General features: G+C 37.8%; 21 protein-coding genes. 7 read left to right on the forward strand and 14 right to left on the reverse strand.

Annotated features, from left to right (window positions below; all coding sequences use genetic code 11):
* The first annotated feature begins 23 nt into the window (after positions 1-23).
* The 3 genes from K8089_RS02975 (at position 24) to K8089_RS02985 (ending at position 2,839) form a co-directional block, all read left to right on the forward strand.
* On the forward strand, positions 24-734 hold the full coding sequence (locus tag K8089_RS02975; protein WP_237601785.1) for a tRNA1(Val) (adenine(37)-N6)-methyltransferase: 711 nt from the start codon (positions 24-26) through the stop codon (positions 732-734).
* A gap of 50 nt (positions 735-784) precedes the next feature.
* Entirely contained in the window at positions 785-1,963 is a 1,179-nt protein-coding gene (locus K8089_RS02980; RefSeq protein ID WP_237601786.1) for an acyl-CoA dehydrogenase family protein, read from the forward strand.
* A gap of 186 nt (positions 1,964-2,149) precedes the next feature.
* The gene (locus K8089_RS02985; protein ID WP_237601787.1) at positions 2,150-2,839 is read left to right on the forward strand and encodes an SGNH/GDSL hydrolase family protein; all 690 of its coding nucleotides are present in this window, start codon (positions 2,150-2,152) and stop codon (positions 2,837-2,839) included.
* Here K8089_RS02985 and K8089_RS02990 read toward each other — a convergent pair.
* The 7 genes from K8089_RS02990 to trmB all read right to left on the reverse strand — a co-directional run bounded on the left by K8089_RS02990 (position 2,836) and on the right by trmB (position 7,661).
* Positions 2,836-3,165, reverse strand: a complete 330-nt coding sequence (locus K8089_RS02990; RefSeq protein WP_237601788.1) for a 2Fe-2S iron-sulfur cluster-binding protein — start codon at positions 3,163-3,165, stop codon at positions 2,836-2,838. The genes K8089_RS02985 and K8089_RS02990 overlap by 4 nt on opposite strands.
* Before the next feature lie 92 nt (positions 3,166-3,257).
* Positions 3,258-4,310, reverse strand: coding sequence for an NAD(P)/FAD-dependent oxidoreductase (locus K8089_RS02995; protein WP_237601789.1), 1,053 nt, complete (start codon positions 4,308-4,310; stop codon positions 3,258-3,260).
* A 67-nt stretch (positions 4,311-4,377) separates the two neighbouring features.
* Positions 4,378-4,620, reverse strand: coding sequence for a NifU family protein (locus K8089_RS03000; RefSeq protein ID WP_237601790.1), 243 nt, complete (start codon positions 4,618-4,620; stop codon positions 4,378-4,380).
* 1 nt (position 4,621) lies between these two features.
* Positions 4,622-5,761: an Mrp/NBP35 family ATP-binding protein gene (locus K8089_RS03005; RefSeq protein WP_237601791.1), complete on the reverse strand. Its 1,140-nt coding sequence runs from the start codon at positions 5,759-5,761 to the stop codon at positions 4,622-4,624.
* A 235-nt stretch (positions 5,762-5,996) separates the two neighbouring features.
* Entirely contained in the window at positions 5,997-6,320 is a 324-nt protein-coding gene (locus K8089_RS03010; RefSeq protein ID WP_237601792.1) for an MGMT family protein, read from the reverse strand.
* Position 6,321: 1 nt separating this feature from the next.
* Positions 6,322-6,948 (reverse strand): lysine transporter LysE, encoded by a 627-nt coding sequence (locus K8089_RS03015; protein WP_237601793.1) that lies wholly within the window; start codon positions 6,946-6,948, stop codon positions 6,322-6,324.
* A 38-nt stretch (positions 6,949-6,986) separates the two neighbouring features.
* Positions 6,987-7,661 (reverse strand): tRNA (guanosine(46)-N7)-methyltransferase TrmB, encoded by a 675-nt coding sequence (gene trmB, locus K8089_RS03020; protein ID WP_237601794.1) that lies wholly within the window; start codon positions 7,659-7,661, stop codon positions 6,987-6,989.
* A gap of 66 nt (positions 7,662-7,727) precedes the next feature.
* Between trmB and K8089_RS03025 the strand changes: the two genes are divergently transcribed.
* Entirely contained in the window at positions 7,728-8,795 is a 1,068-nt protein-coding gene (locus tag K8089_RS03025; protein ID WP_237601795.1) for a glycosyltransferase, read from the forward strand.
* Here K8089_RS03025 and K8089_RS03030 read toward each other — a convergent pair.
* Together K8089_RS03030 and K8089_RS03035 are read right to left on the reverse strand one after the other, a co-directional pair.
* Positions 8,769-9,806, reverse strand: coding sequence for a sensor histidine kinase (locus K8089_RS03030; RefSeq protein ID WP_237601796.1), 1,038 nt, complete (start codon positions 9,804-9,806; stop codon positions 8,769-8,771). The two genes, K8089_RS03025 and K8089_RS03030, sit on opposite strands and share 27 nt — an antisense overlap.
* A 6-nt stretch (positions 9,807-9,812) precedes the next feature.
* On the reverse strand, positions 9,813-10,493 hold the full coding sequence (locus K8089_RS03035; protein ID WP_237601797.1) for a response regulator transcription factor: 681 nt from the start codon (positions 10,491-10,493) through the stop codon (positions 9,813-9,815).
* A gap of 240 nt (positions 10,494-10,733) precedes the next feature.
* Here K8089_RS03035 and K8089_RS03040 point away from each other — a divergent pair, with 240 nt between their 5' ends.
* Both K8089_RS03040 and K8089_RS03045 read left to right on the forward strand, forming a co-directional pair.
* Positions 10,734-11,711 carry a T9SS type A sorting domain-containing protein gene (locus K8089_RS03040; RefSeq protein ID WP_237601798.1) on the forward strand — a complete coding sequence of 326 codons (978 nt, stop codon included), beginning with the start codon at positions 10,734-10,736 and terminating at the stop codon, positions 11,709-11,711.
* Between the two features lie 90 nt (positions 11,712-11,801).
* A complete protein-coding gene (locus K8089_RS03045; RefSeq protein ID WP_237601799.1) occupies positions 11,802-12,776 on the forward strand; it encodes a LuxE/PaaK family acyltransferase in 975 nt (324 codons plus the stop codon).
* 353 nt (positions 12,777-13,129) lie between these two features.
* Here K8089_RS03045 and K8089_RS03050 read toward each other — a convergent pair whose 3' ends face one another.
* Positions 13,130-13,300, reverse strand: a complete 171-nt coding sequence (locus tag K8089_RS03050; RefSeq protein WP_237601800.1) for a hypothetical protein — start codon at positions 13,298-13,300, stop codon at positions 13,130-13,132.
* A gap of 177 nt (positions 13,301-13,477) precedes the next feature.
* Positions 13,478-14,776: a tyrosine--tRNA ligase gene (gene tyrS / locus K8089_RS03055; protein ID WP_237601801.1), complete on the reverse strand. Its 1,299-nt coding sequence runs from the start codon at positions 14,774-14,776 to the stop codon at positions 13,478-13,480.
* Positions 14,777-14,975: 199 nt separating this feature from the next.
* Here tyrS and K8089_RS03060 point away from each other — a divergent pair, with 199 nt between their 5' ends.
* Entirely contained in the window at positions 14,976-15,986 is a 1,011-nt protein-coding gene (locus K8089_RS03060) for an NAD-dependent epimerase/dehydratase family protein (RefSeq protein ID WP_237601802.1), read from the forward strand.
* On the opposite strand, the gene K8089_RS03065 is transcribed toward K8089_RS03060, so the two are convergent.
* The 3 genes from K8089_RS03065 to K8089_RS03075 all read right to left on the reverse strand — a co-directional run bounded on the left by K8089_RS03065 (position 15,978) and on the right by K8089_RS03075 (position 18,564).
* Positions 15,978-16,409 (reverse strand): DUF4296 domain-containing protein, encoded by a 432-nt coding sequence (locus K8089_RS03065; protein WP_237601803.1) that lies wholly within the window; start codon positions 16,407-16,409, stop codon positions 15,978-15,980. The two genes, K8089_RS03060 and K8089_RS03065, sit on opposite strands and share 9 nt — an antisense overlap.
* A complete protein-coding gene (locus K8089_RS03070; RefSeq protein ID WP_237601804.1) occupies positions 16,409-17,749 on the reverse strand; it encodes a dihydroorotase in 1,341 nt (446 codons plus the stop codon). Before K8089_RS03070 ends, K8089_RS03065 begins: the two co-directional genes overlap by 1 nt.
* Before the next feature lie 65 nt (positions 17,750-17,814).
* Positions 17,815-18,564 carry a polyprenol monophosphomannose synthase gene (locus K8089_RS03075; RefSeq protein ID WP_237601805.1) on the reverse strand — a complete coding sequence of 250 codons (750 nt, stop codon included), beginning with the start codon at positions 18,562-18,564 and terminating at the stop codon, positions 17,815-17,817.
* Positions 18,565-18,584: the final 20 nt, after the last annotated feature.

Raw genomic sequence — 18,584 nt, forward strand, 5'->3', positions numbered from 1 at the left:
GGCAACCGTTAATCTAAAATACATTGAAACCTTTTCAGTTTAAACAATTTACCGTTGAACAAGACCGCTGCGCCATGAAAATTGGCACAGACGGGGTTTTACTGGGCGCTTGGGTTTCACTTAAAAACAATCCGTTTTCTATTTTAGATATTGGTGCCGGCACAGGAATTATCGCACTTCAACTCGCCCAGCGTTCCAATGCAGAAATGGTGGACGCCCTTGAAATTGACGACAAGGCCTACGAACAGTGTGTGGATAATTTTGAGAATTCACCTTGGGGCGATAGATTGTTTTGTTATCACGCTTCTTTGGAAGAGTTTGTTGAGGAAATTGAAGACAACTACGACCTCATCATTTCAAACCCTCCATTTTATTCTGAAGATTATAAAACTACCGATGAGTCTCGTGATATTGCACGTTTTAGCGACGCCCTTCCTTTTCACGAATTGATTGAAAGTGTTTCGATTTTACTTTCTGAAGAAGGAGGTTTTGCGGTTATCATTCCGCGGAAAGAAGAAGAAAATTTTATAAAAATGGCTTCGGCAGTAAATCTGTTTCCGAATAGAATTTGCAGAGTTCGCGGGAATGAAACTTCCGAAGAAAAAAGAAGTATGCTGGAGTTTTCATTTGAAAAAACTTCCCCTAAAATAGAGAATCTTATCATTGAAACTTCACGCCATAAGTATACGGAGGAATACAAAAATCTTCTACGGGAATTTTACCTGAAAATGTAGGTCTATATGGTTGTGATTTCTACATTTGTATTCCTTTAAATTACTTATACATGAAACCAGATTTATTTGAAGCTCCAGATTATTACAATCTTGACGAATTACTTTCAGACGAACACAAACTGGTACGCCAAGCTGCCCGCGATTGGGTAAAGCGCGACGTATCTCCCATTATAGAGGAATATGCCCAAAAGGCAGAATTCCCAGAACAAATTATCAGCGGTCTTGCTGAAATTGGGGCCTTTGGTCCATACATTCCCGAGGAATACGGCGGCGCTGGGCTCGATCAAATTTCATACGGTTTGATTATGCAGGAAATTGAGCGTGGCGATAGCGGCGTGCGCAGTACCGCTTCGGTGCAATCTTCTTTGGTTATGTATCCAATTTGGAAATACGGCAACGAGGAACAACGAAAAAAATACCTTCCAAAACTCGCTTCGGGCGAATGGATGGGCTGCTTTGGTTTAACCGAACCAGACCACGGTAGTAACCCCGGTGGCATGACTACCAATTTTAAAGATAAAGGCGACCACTATCTTTTAAACGGTGCCAAGATGTGGATTAGCAATGCGCCCTTTGCACAAGTAGCCGTTGTATGGGCAAAAAACGAAGAAGGCAGAATCCACGGCTTGATTGTTGAACGCGGAATGGAAGGTTTTTCTACTCCCGAAACACATAACAAATGGTCGCTTCGCGCTTCGGCAACGGGCGAACTTATTTTTGACAACGTAAAAGTGCCAAAAGAAAACTTGCTTCCAAACAAATCTGGTTTGGGCGCGCCGCTTGGCTGCCTTGATTCGGCTCGTTATGGAATTGCGTGGGGTGCTATTGGCGCTGCAATGGATTGTTATGACACCGCACTGCGTTATTCAAAAGAGCGAATTCAGTTTGGAAAACCAATTGGTCAATTCCAACTTCAACAGAAAAAACTGGCTGAAATGATTACTGAAATCACCAAAGCGCAATTGCTAGCTTGGCGTGTGGGCGTTATGCGAAATGCAGGCACTGCAACCAGCGCACAGATTTCCATGGCGAAACGCAACAATGTGGATATGGCTATAAACATTGCCCGCGAAGCACGACAAATGCTGGGCGGAATGGGCATTACTGGCGAATACAGCCTAATGCGCCACTCTATGAACCTTGAAAGTGTAATTACGTATGAAGGCACACACGATATCCATTTGTTAATTACAGGGTTGGATATTACTGGGTTAAACGCTTTTTCGTAACGGCGATTAAGTTTTCAAAAGCTTAAAAAGGAAAACCACGAATTCACGAATATTTTATAATTCGAGCATTCGTGGTTTTAAATTTTCTAGTATTTCAGTTTAAAAAACAATTAAACGCCAATATTTGATAGGTTTTAAATCTAAGTTGGCGCTTTTATCGTATTATTATAAACTGAAATTACAAAAATGACAACTTATAAAATTTTAATACTATTAGCACTCCTTCAGGTTTCGTGTGGAATTTCGCAAGAGAAAGTTTCTTCGGAAGAAATAACTTATAAATATTTAGCCCTAGGCGATAGTTACACTATAGGCGAAAGTGTTTGCGGCGACTGCAATTATCCATCCCAATTGAGAGACAGTTTAAACGCTGTTTTAAAAGAAAAAACCTCGGTGGAAATCATTGCTAAAACAGGCTGGACAACTACCGATTTGCTCACGGCAATTGCCACTGAAAATCCTTCAAAAGATTACGATTTGGTTACTTTGTTGATTGGCGTGAACAATCAATACCAAGGAAAATCATTTTCACTTTACGAAGAAGAGTTCATTGAATTGCTGGATTTGGCAATAGGTTTTGCAAAGGGAAAAACCGAAAACGTAATTGTACTTTCCATTCCCGATTATGCCTTTACGCCATTCGGACAAAAATCTGGGAAAGCGGAAAAAATAACTTCAGACTTAAAAAGATACAATGCATACGCTAAAAAGATTGCTGAAGAAAAAGGAGTGGCATTTAAAAACATAACCCCAATTACACAGCAAGGTTTAGACGATCCAGAATTGGTTGCAGCAGACGGTTTGCACCCTTCTGAAAAAGCATATAAAAGATTTGTTGAACTGCTATTTAAAAGTGTGTTGAAAACACTTCACTAGACTTCGGGAGCCAATTCTATTTCCAATCCGTCGAGTTCTTCCTTTATAAATATTTGGCAGCTAAGGCGGCTGTTATCTTTCACATTAAAAGCTTCGGAAAGCATTAAGTCTTCATCATAACTCATTTCAGGAAGTTCGTGATTGCTCTCTACATAGCATTGGCAAGAGGCGCACATTGCCATTCCGCCACAGATACCGATTGTTCCTTCGGGAGCCAATTCGTAGGAGCGAACTAATTCCATAACATTCATATTCATGTCGGTGGGGGCGTCAACTTGATGTTTAACTCCGTGACGGTCTGTAATAATTATTTTTATATCTTTCATAAGAAAGCTGATGAGTTATGAGCTTTGAGCTATGCGCTATGAGTTAAAAATTTATATATCCGAACTTGTTTACTCTTCTTGGGGTTATGGGCTTAATCAATAGATTTTACCACAGCTTTTGGAGCTTCTTTTTTACTACCATCGAACCCTTCAACACCACCAACCGTAGTATATTTCATTACATAGCGTTTATCCGGAAAAATACGCTGGTATGCACTTTGGCACATTAGCGTTGCTTCGTGAAATCCGCAAAGTATTAATTTAAGTTTTCCGGGATAGGTGTTTACGTCGCCAATGGCATAAATTCCAGGAATGTTAGTTTGGTAATCTAAAGCATTATTGACTTTAATGGCGTTTTTTTCAATTTCAAGTCCCCAGTCGGCAATTGGGCCTAGTTTTGGTGACAATCCGAATAAGGGAATAAAATGATCGCATTCGCGGTTAAAAACCTCAGCGCCTTGCTTTATTACTACTTCTTCCAAACTATTGGTTCCAACTAAACCTATTACTTCGGCAGGGGTTATCAATTCAATCTTGCCCAGATTTTTTAGTTCTTGGACTTTTTCAACGCTGTCTAAGGCACCACGGAATTCATTTCTTCTGTGAACCAGGGTAACGCTTTTGGCAACATCAGTTAAAAAAATACTCCAGTCTAGCGCAGAGTCGCCGCCACCAGAGATAACCACATTTTTATCGCGGTACATTTCTGGGTTTCTAATAATGTATTCCACGCCTTTATCTTCAAAGTCGGAAAGATTGGTAATTGGAGGTTTTCGGGGCTCAAAGCTACCCAGTCCACCGGCAATAGCGACGATTGGGGCGTGATGTTTTGTGCCTTTATCTGTAGTGACAATAAAAGAACCATCGTCTAGTTTTTCAATTGTATTTGCGCGTTCGCCTAAAGTAAAGCCAGGTTGAAAAGGTTCAATTTGCTTCATTAAATTTTTCACCAAATCGCCTGCTAATATTTCAGGAAAACCAGGAATATCGTATATGGGTTTTTTAGGATATATTTCTGTACACTGTCCGCCTGCCTGTGGTAACGCATCGATTAGATGGCATTTCAGCTTAAGCAATCCGGCCTCAAAAACAGCGAAAAGCCCAGTAGGCCCTGCCCCGATGATGAGTATATCTGTTTTTATCATGAAAAACTCTTTCTTAATTAAGTTCAAAAATAATTTAGAAGTTGGTTGAATAAAATGACGGTTGTCATTACTGAGTAATACTTACAACTTTTTCTATTTGTGGAGCGTATTTTTTAATGGTCATTTCTACACCGCTTTTTAAAGTCATCTGATTTACAGAACACCCCACGCAGGCGCCTTCCAACTGTACATTTACTATTCTATCGTCTTGAATTGAAACAAGGGAGATATCGCCACCGTCATTCTGTAAAAATGGGCGAATCTCCTCTAATGCTTGCTCTACCTTTGTTGTTAGTTCCTGCGTTGTCATATTATTTTTTTACGGCGCTGCAACCTGCCATTGTTGTAATTTTTATCGCTTCGGTTGGTGGAAGGTTTTCGTTTCTGCGAACGGTCTCTTCTACCACGTTTCTTGTAATTGTTTCAAAAGCTTCCTCGGTTTGGGTTGCAGTTTGCAATGCTGCTGGTCTACCCACATCTCCCGATTCGCGAATGCTTTGCACCAAGGGTACTTCGCCTAAAAATGGCACATCTAAATCTTCGGCTAAATGTTTTGCACCTTCTTTTCCAAAGATATAGTATTTATTTTCAGGAAGTTCAGCAGGTGTAAAATAGGCCATATTTTCAATAATTCCCAAAACTGGAACATCGATATTTTCTTGTCGGAACATAGCCACTCCTTTTCTGGCATCTGCCAAAGCCACATTTTGCGGCGTACTCACCACAACTGCACCCGTAATTGGAAGTGATTGCATAATGCTTAAATGAATATCGCCAGTACCCGGCGGAAGGTCGATTAACATAAAGTCTAATTGGCCCCAATCTGCATCAAAAATAAGTTGGTTTAACGCTTTGGCAGCCATTGGGCCACGCCAAATAACCGCCTGATCTGGTTGCGTAAAAAACCCAATGGAAAGTACTTTAATTCCGTAATTTTCAACAGGTTTCATTTTACTTTTTCCACCAACGTTTACTGAAAGTGGTTTTTCCATTGCCACATCAAACATTATTGGGATTGAAGGACCGTAAATATCGGCATCTAAAACACCCACTTTAAAGCCCATTTTCGAAAGTGTTACCGCTATATTTGCAGTTACGGTAGATTTTCCAACGCCACCTTTTCCCGAAGCCACGGCAATAATATTTTGTATTCCTGGAATTGGCTTTCCTTTTATCAGGTTTGGATTTTGCGGTTTTGCTGGTGCTTCAACTTTTATATTTACTTGTACTTTGGCGTTTGCATCCACTTTTTCGTGAATGGTTTTAACAATATCTGCCTCGGCGCGCTTTTTTATGTGAAGTGCAGGTGAAGAAAGTTTTAAATCTACTATAATTTCGTCTGCAAAAGTAACTACATTTTGTACGGCACCGCTCGCCACCATATTTCTTCCTTCACCTGAAACCGTAATAGTCTCAAGGGCTTGAAGGATATCTTGTTTTGAAATGCTCATTTGTTTTATATAATATTTAGATTCATTCTAAAGTGCAAATATACTAAAATAAGTTGGCAGTATATAGGGGTAACTCATAGGAAGTTTTGTTGAAATTATTTCCTATTATTTGTAAATTTTTTGAAAATTAGGAAATAATAGAAGATTGAAGATTTCAGCTATTTAACACTTTCAATATTTAAAACCCTGGAAGCGTTTGGTTGGAGTTTAGTGCTTGGAATATGTAAATTCTTTCTCAAAGCTCCTTCATAGGGTCCCAAAAGTGTTTTTCAAAATTCTGGATTTTATTATCTACAATTTCAATTCCTTCGTTTTCTAAAAGTTGCTGCATTAAGTTTGTTCCGTCAAAATGATGCTTTCCGGTTAGCAATCCATTTCGGTTTACCACTCTATGGGCGGGCACTTCTTGCTTTTTGCTCGCGTTCATTGCCCAGCCAACCATTCTCGCGCTTCCCGAAGCGCCCAAATAGTTTGCAATAGCGCCATAGGAAGTCACTTTTCCGTAGGGAATGAGCTTCACAACTTGATATACTTTTTCAAAAAAACTTACTTCAGTCACTTTACATTTGCTTAAGTATTTTTATGAATGTAATTATGGAAATAATAGCAGTTAGTATTCCTATTACGTAATTCATATTCAGCTTTAACTTGCTGGAATCTTCTTTTGGTCTAAAAAATTGAACGTAGAGTGCCAAGCTTCCAAATGTGCCTATCCCGGAGGCCAAAACGGCAAGTAGCAGTGCTGGTTGCGAAAATGAAAATGCACCAAAGGCCGAAAAGGTAATACTTAAATACATCCAGTACGGAAGGGGGAGCAGGTTAAGCATTGCAATAAACACGCCTAAGAAAAATCGATTTTTTTTTGAATTTTCACCGTGATCCCGAATCTCTCTTCGTGTATCTTTTGCAATAAACATAAAGTAAATGGTAAGGCTAATAAAAATTCCCAAAGCAACCTTTTGAAGCATACTTACAATCTCTGGGTGTTTGCCAATATATCTGGCAAAAATCAAGGCGATAAAAGTTTGGATCATGACGGTAATACACACGCCAATGGAAAAGAGAAAGCCCTTTTTCCGGCCCTCTTTCATGCTAATTTTTGCCGCGTACATATTTATTAGCCCCGGCGGCAATACTCCAATAAACGACCCAAATAGACCTATTAGTAAGTTGTAAAAAATTGCCATTCAGGGCCTTAATTTCTGTGAATATAATAAAATTTTAACTAACGGAATTTAAATCGGATATAGGTTATCTTTTTTCCTTCTTCAAGATATTGATTTTCATAAAATGTTTGAATATCGGTTACTGTAGCTGGAGCGCCATCACTGCCGTACACATCGTGGTGTGCATATTCTATAATTTCGCCTAAGCCGTGCAGCAAGCCAAGGGTGTAGCCATGCATAAATTCGCTATCGGTTTTAAGGTGAACAACGCCGTCTGGCTTTAAAATCCTTTTATATTTCTGAAGAAAATCGCAGTTGGTCAATCGGTGTTTGGTGCGTTTAAATTTTATTTGGGGGTCGGGGAACGTTATCCAAATTTCATCTACTTCGTTTTCGTCAAAAATATGGTCAACAAGTTCAATTTGGGTACGCAAAAAACCTACGTTGTTCAGGTTTTCTTCCAAAGCAGTTTTTGCACCTCGCCAAAACCGAGCTCCTTTAATATCTACGCCCAGGAAGTTTATATTCTTATTGGCACGTGCCAAGCTAATGGAATATTCCCCTTTGCCACAACCGAGTTCTAAAACCAGTGGATTTTCATTTTTAAAGAAATTTTTTCGCCAATTTCCTTTTAGTTTTAGCGTATTGTTTTGCACTTCTTCTCGCGATGGTTGCACCACATTATCAAAAGTTTCATTTTCCTTAAAGCGCCGTAATTTATTTTTACTTCCCAAAATTTTAAAATTTTCGGTAAAATTAAGGAAATATAATCCTGCTGCAATTATTGCTACCTTTGTTTTATGCCGAAAAAGAAGACTATTCTTGTTGCACCTTTAAACTGGGGGCTGGGCCATGCAACGCGCTGCATTCCTATAATTCGCGCCTTGCTTGCCCATAATTTTAGTGTTTTGGTAGCTTCAGATGGCGCGGCATTACTTCTACTTCAAAAAGAATTTCCCAATTTGGAGTCTGTGGAATTACCTTCGTATAACATTACATATCCTAAAAAAGGACGATTTTTTAAATGGAAAATGCTGTTAAAATTTCCGAGAATCCAGCGAACAATTGCAGCAGAAATAAAACACATAAAAAAAATTGTGGCCGAAAAAGAAATTGACGGCATAATAAGCGACAACCGATTTGGCGTACGAAATAGCACCATTCCTTCGGTTTATATTACGCATCAATTGCAAGTTTTAACGGGAAGCACCTCGTATTTTAGCAGTTCTATTCATCAAAAAATTATTGCAAAATTTGATGCGTGTTGGGTACCCGATGTGGCAGATCTAGTGATGAATTTAAGTGGAGAATTGGGGCATTTACAAAAGGAGAGTTTGCCTGTTACCTATATGGGAGTTTTAAGTCGAATGAATAAACGTGAGCTCCCAAAAACGATAGATATTCTGTTGTTACTTTCCGGACCAGAGCCACAGCGTTCAATATTTGAAGAGCAGCTGAAGGGTATTTTTAAAGCAAGTGAAAAAAGCATTGTAATGGTTCGCGGAGTAATTGAAAGTTCTCAGAAATGGGAAGATTTTGGAACTATTAAAACGGTGAATTTCTTACAAACTGATGCCTTGGAGGAAGTTGTAAACCAAAGCGAAATAATAGTCGCAAGGCCAGGATATACTACTATTATGGATTTAACGGTGCTTGAAAAAAAGGCATTTTTCGTGCCTACACCCGGGCAATATGAGCAAAAGTATTTGGCAAAACGATTAAAGCATTTGGGAATTGTACCAAGCTGTAAACAGCAGCATTTTAAGGCAGAAAAGCTAAACCAGGTATTGGTTTATAAAGGATTGAAAAAACTAAACCATCCCCCTATTAATTTTACCGAATTATTTACCTCTTTCGAGGGTAAATGAAAATTCAGAACCTACTCCAAATTGGCTCTCAATATATATTTTTTCGTTGTGAGCTTCCACAATATGTTTTACGATGGAAAGGCCCAAACCGCTGCCGCCCTCTTTACGGGAACCGCTTTTATCTACTCTATAAAAACGCTCAAAAATACGGGGGATGTTTTCTTTTAAAATGCCTTCGCCGTTATCGGTGATGCGCACCAAAACTTTATTTTTTAAAATGCGCTCAACACTTACCTCAGTGGTTCCGTCTTGTTTACCGTATTTTAATGAGTTTACAATTAAATTGGTTAGCACTTGTTCAATTCGTTCTCTATCAGCATTTACAATAATTTCTTCGTTGTATTCCTTATCAAAAACCAGAGAAATATTCTTCTTTTTAGCTCTCATTTCCAACAAATCAAAAATATTTTGAACGAGACTAATAATGTTAAATTCCTCTTTATTCAAAACCAAACCGCCAATTTCTAGTTTGGCAATCATATCTAATTCTTTTACAATATAGATAAGTCTTTCCACGCCTTTATTTGCTCTTCGCAAGTATTCTTTGCGCACTTTTTTATCTTTCATTGCACCATCGAGCAAAGTTAAAATATAGCTTTGCACTGTAAACAGCGGTGTTTTAAGCTCATGCGAAACGTTTCCCATAAATTCCTTTCTATAATTTTCACGCACGTTTAGGGTTTCAATTTCTAGCTTCTTTACGTTTACATAATTTTCTACTTCGCGGGTAAGCACGTCCATATCTGTAGTAACAGCGGGTTTTGGGAAGTCTTTTTCTTTTAAAATGCGAACGTCCTTATACATTTTTTTAATACGGTGAAAAATAAATTTCTCTACTCTATATTGAAGAATGTAAAACGAAAATAAAAAGGAAATAACAAAAAATAACAGGAGCCAAAACGAAACTGTAGCCATTAAGAAATACAAAAAAACGGCCATTACCAATGTAGAAAACAAAGCGATGAGCAGTGAAGTAGAAGCAGCAAAATTATATTTTCTAGAATATTTCATCGGCAATTAAACAACAAATTTGTAACCCACACCTTTTACAGTTTTAAACCTGTCGTCGCCAATTTTTTCGCGAAGTTTGCGAATGTGAACATCTATCGTTCGTCCACCAACAATTACGTCGTTACCCCAAATATTATCTAGAATTTCTTCACGCTTAAACACCTTTCCGGGTTTAGAAGCTAAAAGTGCTAATAATTCAAATTCTTTTCTTGGCAGAATTAACTCTTTTTTACCCAGCATTATTTTATATTCTTCCCGATTAATTGTGAGATTGCCAAGTTTAATTTTGTCGTTTTCAGCTTCTTTCTTAAAACGACGTAACAGTGCTTTTACCTTGCTAACAAGTACTTTTGGTTTTATGGGTTTGGTTATATAATCGTCGGCTCCAGCTTCAAAGCCTGCCATTTGCGAATAATCTTCTCCTCTGGCGGTTAAAAAGGTAATTACAGTTTCGGAAAGCTCCGGTATGTTTCTTATATTTTCGCAAGCTTCCATGCCGTCCATTTTCGGCATCATTACATCCATAATGATTAATTGGGGCTTTATTTGTTTTGCCTTATCAATTGCTTCCAATCCATTTTCGGCAGTTTCAACTGTGTAGCCTTCAGTAGTTAGATTGTATTTTACTATTTCAAGAATGTCCGGTTCGTCGTCTACCAACAAAATTGTAATATCTTTTTTTTTCATTTTTATATTCTATTGTCGAAGCAATATTTCGGGTTTTAACATTTCAAAGATACTATTATTTAATGTGAGCTAATCTTTAGCACGTTTATTGTTAACCATTAAATAACCTTTTGGTAATATTAGAAAAATATAGGTTAAAGTTTATAAAACCTCAACTTTAAAAACCTCTTTTACCTCACTGTCAATTGGTTATAAATTTTTTATGAATTATATTTGTATACTAACCTTAAAATTTTTCCGATGAAAAAAACTACATTAATTGTGGCTCTTTTGTTGGTCTCTGTTTCTTTTGCTCAAGTTGCGGGAACCAGTTTTGAGGAGCCAGAAACATTTTCAGGAAAATATACGGATACTGGCGATCCGAATATTGCACACGATTTAATTAACAACGCCAGCGAGCCGCTTGTAGATTTTACATCTGTTGGCGGAGAAATGGGCTTTAATGCCACATACGTACCGTACGACACACCAAATGTTGGTCTCACCGATGGAGATGACGTGGGTGTAACCGATAAAAAACCGTCTTCTTCCGTTCCATTTACAGCTGGAACAAAAGGGTATAGATTGAGCGATATTGACGGAAACTATATTCTTGAGTTTGATCAAGTAGATTTAACAGGCATTTCCTCACCCGGTTTATCTGTGGATTTCCTCCTTTCAATAAACAGTAGCAATCCTTCAAATGGCAATTATGAAGGCGATGGAACTACCAATGAATCTGGTTCAGACCGCTTGCGTATTTACGTGAGAGACATTACAAATAGTACCGAAATTGACCTTTTTAACTCGACAGGCTCAGACCTCGACGATTTAGTGCCGTTTGATTCTGGCACGGGAGAGTATCAATTAGAGTGGCAAAACGTATTGATGGGGCTTCCGTCCAGCGTAGTACAATTAGTAATTGAAGGCAGGAACAACGCAGGAGGCGAATCTTTTTGGCTCGACAATATTATGTTTGTTGGCGCTGTTGGCGTGACTGAACAGCCTATACAACAGTTTTCGCTTTATCCAAATCCGGCAACCAAAGGTTTTGTAAACATCACTTCAAAAACAACCGGAGCGAAAAACATTTTAATTTATGATGTGCTGGGCAAAAAAGTTTTGCAAACTGCATTAATTGGCGACAGATTAGATATTTCAAAATTGAATAGTGGCGTTTATATCCTAAAAATAGAGCAGGGAAATAATTCAGCAACCAAAAAATTGGTGATTAAATAATCTGTTACAAAATTATTTTTAAAGCTTCTGTTTCGGCGGGAGCTTTTTTATTTACCTATTTTTGGAGAAAATTTTTGCAGTCTAATTGCTATGTTTGAAAAAGAAATTTTCAATATAAAATCTTCGGAAGAATTTGAGCAGCTTGCGCTCCAAATATTTCGTTTTCAATATGAAAATGTATCGGTGTATCGCGATTTCTGCAATCTTTTGAATACAAACATTTCTGAAGTTGTATCCTTAAAACAGATTCCTTTTCTGCCCATTCAATTTTTTAAAAGCCATAAAATAATTACTGGAAATACAGCCGAAGAAACCATTTTTACAAGTAGCGGCACCACGGGTAGTATTACGAGTAAACATTTTGTTTCAGATTTAAAATTGTACGAAACGAGTTTCCAAAAAGCATTTGAACAACAGTACGGCAAGCCTGAAAATTATACAATACTGGCGTTGCTGCCCTCCTATTTGGAACGCGAAGGTTCTTCTTTAATTTATATGGTTGAAAGCTTGATTGAAAAAAGTAACAACACAGAAAGCGGTTTTTATTTATACGAAATGGAAGCGCTAATTGAAAAGTTAGACGCCTTAGAAAAGAACAATCAAAAAACGCTGTTAATAGGCGTTTCCTATGCTTTGCTTGATTTAATTGAAAAAAGAAAATTTCAGCTTAAAAATACAATCGTGATGGAAACCGGCGGAATGAAAGGTCGCCGAAAAGAAATGATTAAAGAAGAATTGCACGAAATTTTAAAAAATGGATTTGGTGTTGCTAAAATTCACAGCGAATACGGAATGACCGAACTGCTTTCGCAAGCTTATTCAACGGGCGACGGCATTTTTAACTGTCCCCCGTGGATGAAGGTTTTAACGCGCGACACCGAAGATGCGTTTACTTACACTTCCGGAAAAACTGGCGGAATAAATGTAATTGATTTGGCCAACCTTCATTCCTGTGCATTTATTGCAACCCAAGATTTAGGGAAAACTTTTGACGATGGTTTTTTTGAAATTATTGGACGTTTTGACAGCAGTGACATCCGAGGTTGTAATTTGATGGTTTTTTAGGGAAATATTTAACATAAACCCTTAATAATGAGTGTAAGAAACTGAAAGCTGTTCCGACCAAACTAATGTGAAAAAGTGATGATTTTTCATAATTTGGTTGGTTAGTTAATTGAAAATCCCCGCGCAAGTTTTGCCGGGGATTTTTTTCTCTCTGAGCCGTTGTGGATTTTGATAGCGATCAAAAATAATTTCAATCTAAACTTACGTAATTATATCAGTTTTAGAAATTTGTCAAATTCCCGCGAATCCTTTGTATTGTCCAAAACAACAGTTAATCTATCCTATTTTTCCAGAATGAAATCAATTTATTGGGCATAAGTAATTTCTGCAGTTGTAGTTGAAAAAACATTCATTTATTTTGAAAGACGGTTTTTTTTGAATTCAGCCATAACTTCATTATGAGGTTTTATTAATCCCTCCTCACTTTCTTCCAAGGCTTGCAAAATCAATTTTTCTGCAACTTCCGGAAGGTCATATTCTTTAGCGCCTTCATAATTCTCAAAAACAGCATACGCAATTCGCAACGTCTTTTCATCGGCTTTGTTTGCACAGGCTATTACTTTCTTTCGCAGTTCAACAGTACTTATAAATCAAATTTTACTCCCTAAAAAATACGTAATTATACCGCCTTTATAATAAAATAATTCTTTTTACCCCGTTGCACTTCGGCTTCGCTCAGCGACCTCAAATGGATAAAAATTTTATTGAGCCACTATAATAAAATAATTTCTTCTTCCTCGCTGTAATAGAATAAATTGACCATTTATTAAATCATTTTTAGAAAGGGTAAAATCGTCTGTAACTTTTTCTTTGTTTACTGAAATTGAATTTTCTTTTAAGGCACGACGCGCTTCTCCATTCGATTTTAAAAATCCGGTTTTTTCAGCTAATGCGCCAATAATATTTATGCCTTCGACTATTTCTTCTTTCGAAATTTCTGCTTGCGGCACGCCTTCAAAAACATCGAGAAAGGTTTTTTCGTCAAGTGTTTTTAAATCTTCCGAAGTAGATTTTCCAAACAATATTTCGGAAGCTTTTACAGCCTTTTCAAGTTCTTCGGCACTGTGAACCGTCGTGGTTACTTCTTGTGCCAAACGTTTTTGAAGCAAACGCATATGCGGCGCTTCTCTGTGTTCAACGATTATGGATTCAATAGTGGTTTTATCTAAAAACGTAAAAACTTTAATGTATTTTTCGGCATCTTCATCACTTGTGTTTAACCAGTATTGGTAAAATTTGTACGGCGAAGTTTTGTTGGCATCTAACCAAACGTTTCCGCCTTCACTTTTTCCAAATTTAGTTCCATCGCTTTTTGTGATTAACGGACAGGTTAATGCGTAGCCTTTTGTGCTGTCCATTCTTCTTAAAAGCTCGGTTCCGGTGGTTATATTTCCCCATTGATCGCTGCCGCCCATTTGCAATGTACAATCTAAACTTCTATTTAAATGTACAAAATCGTACCCTTGAATTAATTGGTAGGTAAATTCTGTAAATGAAAGCCCGTCTGCGCTATCGCCGCTCAATCTGGTTTTTACAGAATCTTTCGCCATCATATAATTTACGGTGATGTGCTTCCCAACATTTCGAATAAAATCGAGGAATGAAAATTCTTTAATCCAGTCGTAATTATTTACGAGCACCGCTTGGTTTTCGGCGCCCGAAGAGAAATCTAAAAATTGTGACAGCTGATTTCTTACGCCATCCTGGTTTTTTTTGAGCGTTTCTTCATCTAATAAATTTCGCTCGCTGCTTTTCATTGATGGATCGCCAATCATACCTGTGGCTCCGCCCACAAGTGCAACAGGTCTGTGTCCGCAGCGTTGATAGAACGACAAGAGCATTATTGGCACTAAGTTGCCAATGTGTAACGAATCTGCAGTTGGGTCGAAACCCACATAAGCAGAGCGCATTTTTTCCATAAGGTGCTCCTCGGTTTCGGGCATTACATCGTGTACCATGCCTCGCCATTGTAATTCTTCTACGAAATTTTTCAGCTTCATTTTTATAAATTTTGTGCAAAGATAAGGTTCTGATTAAATATTTAAGGTATGGTAATGCGTTTATCGCGGTATAAAAAATTCATAATTATTATTTCAAAAATTTATATTTTACGCCTACTAGCTTGAAAAGATTCGCTTTAAAAAAAATCCTGTTTACTTTCAGCATTATTTTCGATTTCAATTTGAGTATTTTCGCATAATGATTTTAGTTACCGGCGGTACAGGTTTAGTGGGTTCGCACCTTTTGTATTTTCTGTTAAAAGAAAATACTACCGTGCGCGCTATACACAGAAAAAACAGCGACATGCAAGCGGTTAAAAAAGTGTTTGCACTTTACACTTCGGAAGTAGATTCACTTTTTAACAAAATTGAGTGGGTAGCAGCAGATATCATTGATATTCCTGCGCTTACCGAGGCTTTTAAAAACATAACCACCGTGTATCACTGCGCGGCTATCATCAATTTTGAAACGTCTAAATACTCACTATTAAAAAAGATAAACGAAGAAGGCACTGCAAACATTGTAAATATTTGCCTCTCAAACCACGTTGAAAAGCTCTGTTACGTAAGCTCTGTTGCCACTTTGGGAAGCAATTTGAACAATCGGTTGGTCAATGAAGAAAACCCTTGGAATCCCGATGAAAAGAACAACGTTTACGCAATTACAAAATACGCTGCCGAAATGCAAGTATGGCGTGGCACACAGGAAGGCCTTAACGCTGTAATTGTAAATCCTGGGGTTATTTTAGGTGTTTCGCCCGACGATGGCGGGAGCAGCCGAATTATTTCGTTGGGAAAACGAGGTGTCTCCTATTATCCTTCGGGAACAATGGGGATCGTGGATGTTAAAGACGTGGTGAAAGCAATGAAAGCGCTGATGGAATCTGAAATAGTAAACCAGCAATTTATATTGGTAGGCGAAAATATACCTTATAAAGAGCTACTGTCTAAATTGGCGATTCTGTTCGGTACAAAACCACCGACTAAAAAATTATCGAAACGTCTTATGCTTTTTTTAAGTGGAATGGATTGGCTTTCAAACAAATTATTCAATACCGATAGAAGCATACCAAAATCAATGGTTCGGGCTATGTTTAAAACTTCGAATTACGATTCTTCAAAAATTAAAAACACCCTTAATTTTGAATTTACACCTACAGAAGAAACGCTTAAACGCGTAGCTGAAGCATATAAGAAATCCTTAAATTAAGCTGTCTTTTAACGGTTCAGCTTCGTTTATTTCTTCAAAATCCTTCGTTGAAATACTGTCTTTTAAAGCCCTCTTTACTTGACGAAGACTGTCCATTTTCTGCTGCTTTGCTGCGAGTCTTGATTCAACCTTTTGAAAAATTTCCATATACGTATTTATATCTGCCGCGTAAAAGGCATTACTTTCCGCAAACTGTAGGCTGTCCACACCAAAATTGCCATATATTAACGAATCTAAAACTACTCCTCTTTCTATAATGGTTTGATTGTTTACGCTGCGAGCGGCATTGGCCATATACGATTCTGTTAAAATATCGACCATTTTTTCTTTAGAGATAAGATTTTTTGGCTTTTTAGGTTGCTCCACATTTTGGCAACCCACAAAACTTAAAATACATACGAAAACAAAAAACCAGTATTTCATTATCTGTTAAATGTTAATCTTTCAGGATTGCTTCTATTTGGGAATTTAAAGTTTTCATAAACCACAACTCCGTTAACCAGCGTGTGCGTTATACGGGATTTAAATATAGTTCCTTCAAACGGCGACCATTCGCATTTATAAAGAATATTCTCCTTTTTTACGTTCCAGGGCGAGTTGAGGTCAACCAAAACCAAATCTGCTTTATACCCTTTTCTAATAAAGCCGCGCTCTTTTATTTGAAAAAGAATAGCAGGATTGTGCGCAAATTTTTCAACAATTTTCTCCAAAGAAATTTTGCCTTTATGGTACATTTCTAATAGTGCCACTAAGGCGTGCTGCACCAATGGCCCACCAGAAGGCGCATTTAAATATGTATTGTTTTTTTCTTCTAAAGTATGCGGGGCGTGGTCTGTAGCAATTACATCTATACGGTCATCGAGCAATGCTTTTAACAATCCATTTCTATCTTTTTCGGTTTTTACTGCGGGGTTCCACTTTATTTTTGTGCCTTTGGTTTTGTAATCTTCTTCTGAAAACCACAAATGGTGAATACAAACTTCAGCAGTTATTTTCTTTTCGGCAAGTGGTTTTTTATTGTTAAACAGATGTGTCTCCTTTTCAGTTGAAACGTGAAATACGTGAAGCCGCGCTCCCGTTTTTTCAGCAAGCTTTATCGCCTTAGACGACGATATATAACAAGCTGCTTCGCTTCTAATTTTTGGGTGAAGCGCAATGGGAATGTCTTCGCCATATTCAGCTTTATATTTTTCTAAATTCTTTTTAATGGTGTCTTCGTCTTCACAATGTGCCGAAATAAGCAACTTTGTTTTGCTGAAAATTTCTTCTAAAATTTTTGGATCGTCAACGAGCATATTTCCGGTAGAAGAGCCCAAAAACAATTTTAAACCGGCTACTTTTTGCGGGTCAACTTTTAAAATTTCGTCAATATTATTGTTGGTGCCACCAAACATAAACGAGTAATTGGCCCACGAGGTTTTAGCAGCAATATCAAATTTATCTTCAAGCAACTCAATAGTTGTAGCTTGCGGCACCGTGTTTGGCATTTCAATAAAAGAGGTTATTCCTCCTGCCACTGCAGCTTTAGATTCGGTTTCAATTGTTGCCTTGTGGGTTAATCCCGGTTCGCGAAAATGCACTTGATCGTCTATCATTCCGGGCAGTAAATAACTTCCGTCTGCGTCTATAACTTTTGTTTCGGCAGATTTCATGCTAATGGTTTCAGAAATTTCTGCAATACGGCCGTCTTGAACGAGAACGTCTCCTTTTACAATTTTTCCTTCGTTTACTATGTTCGCGTTTTTAATTAAAACTGATTTCATCTGTAGCTTATATCTTTTTTTAGGCCAAATGGAGTTACTAAAGTTCCATTTTTTAAATTACTATTTTAATGAAAAGACTTTTCATTAAATTTTTTTCTATTAAACACGCTTTTAAATTTCATTGCGAGTACCCCGAAAATAGCTTCGGAAATAATACCCGAACTCATTTTAGATTCGCCCTTGGTCCGGTCTGTAAAAATTACCGGTACTTCTTCAATTTTAAATTTGCTGATGTAGGCTTTAAATTTCATTTCAATCTGAAAGGCATAACCCACAAAACGTATTTTGTTTAAGTTTATTTTCTCTAAAACACTTCTTCGGTAGCAAATAAATCCGGCGGTGGCATCATAGATATTCATCCCCATTATTAACTGCACATATCGCGAAGCGAGCCACGAAAGCAATACCCTGCTCATGGGCCAGTTTACAACGTTTACGCCCTTTACATAGCGTGAACCAATGGCCATGTCGTTGCCGTCTTTATGGCAGGCATTAAACAATCTAATTAGATCGTTTGGGTTGTGCGAAAAATCGGCGTCCATTTCAAAAATGTAGTCGTAATCCCTTTGCAAAGCCCATTTAAATCCAGCGATGTAAGCGGTTCCCAATCCATTTTTTTCGGCTCTTTTTAGCAAAAACAGTTTATCGGGATAGTTGGTGAAATTATTCTCAACAAGGTTTGCGGTGCCGTCTGGAGAGTTGTCGTCCACCACCAAAATGTGAAACTCGCGCTGTAACGAAAAAACCGTGCGCAACAACCGCTCTATGTTTTCAATTTCATTGTAGGTTGGCACCACCACTACCGCCTTGGACATACTGCTATTTTAGCGCAAAT

This window comes from Aequorivita vitellina, from assembly GCF_022008365.1.
In the GTDB taxonomy this organism is placed as follows: Bacteria; Bacteroidota; Bacteroidia; order Flavobacteriales; family Flavobacteriaceae; genus Aequorivita; species Aequorivita vitellina.

Excerpts from the sequence above, each read along its gene's own strand:
- K8089_RS03075 (WP_237601805.1), bottom strand. The coding sequence starts at position 18,564 with ATGTCCAAGGCGGTAGTGGTGGTGCCAACCTACAATGAAATTGAAAAC.
- K8089_RS02985 (WP_237601787.1), top strand. The coding sequence starts at position 2,150 with ATGACAACTTATAAAATTTTAATACTATTAGCACTCCTTCAGGTTTCG.
- K8089_RS03005 (WP_237601791.1), bottom strand. The coding sequence starts at position 5,761 with ATGAGCATTTCAAAACAAGATATCCTTCAAGCCCTTGAGACTATTACG.
- K8089_RS03070 (WP_237601804.1), bottom strand. The coding sequence starts at position 17,749 with ATGAAATCAGTTTTAATTAAAAACGCGAACATAGTAAACGAAGGAAAA.
- K8089_RS02990 (WP_237601788.1), bottom strand. The coding sequence starts at position 3,165 with ATGAAAGATATAAAAATAATTATTACAGACCGTCACGGAGTTAAACAT.
- K8089_RS03065 (WP_237601803.1), bottom strand. The coding sequence starts at position 16,409 with ATGAAATACTGGTTTTTTGTTTTCGTATGTATTTTAAGTTTTGTGGGT.
- K8089_RS03035 (WP_237601797.1), bottom strand. The coding sequence starts at position 10,493 with ATGAAAAAAAAAGATATTACAATTTTGTTGGTAGACGACGAACCGGAC.
- tyrS (WP_237601801.1), bottom strand. The coding sequence starts at position 14,776 with ATGAAGCTGAAAAATTTCGTAGAAGAATTACAATGGCGAGGCATGGTA.
- K8089_RS03000 (WP_237601790.1), bottom strand. The coding sequence starts at position 4,620 with ATGACAACGCAGGAACTAACAACAAAGGTAGAGCAAGCATTAGAGGAG.
- K8089_RS03060 (WP_237601802.1), top strand. The coding sequence starts at position 14,976 with ATGATTTTAGTTACCGGCGGTACAGGTTTAGTGGGTTCGCACCTTTTG.
- K8089_RS03030 (WP_237601796.1), bottom strand. The coding sequence starts at position 9,806 with ATGAAATATTCTAGAAAATATAATTTTGCTGCTTCTACTTCACTGCTC.
- K8089_RS02995 (WP_237601789.1), bottom strand. The coding sequence starts at position 4,310 with ATGATAAAAACAGATATACTCATCATCGGGGCAGGGCCTACTGGGCTT.
- K8089_RS02980 (WP_237601786.1), top strand. The coding sequence starts at position 785 with ATGAAACCAGATTTATTTGAAGCTCCAGATTATTACAATCTTGACGAA.
- K8089_RS03040 (WP_237601798.1), top strand. The coding sequence starts at position 10,734 with ATGAAAAAAACTACATTAATTGTGGCTCTTTTGTTGGTCTCTGTTTCT.
- K8089_RS03025 (WP_237601795.1), top strand. The coding sequence starts at position 7,728 with ATGCCGAAAAAGAAGACTATTCTTGTTGCACCTTTAAACTGGGGGCTG.
- K8089_RS03045 (WP_237601799.1), top strand. The coding sequence starts at position 11,802 with ATGTTTGAAAAAGAAATTTTCAATATAAAATCTTCGGAAGAATTTGAG.
- K8089_RS03015 (WP_237601793.1), bottom strand. The coding sequence starts at position 6,948 with ATGGCAATTTTTTACAACTTACTAATAGGTCTATTTGGGTCGTTTATT.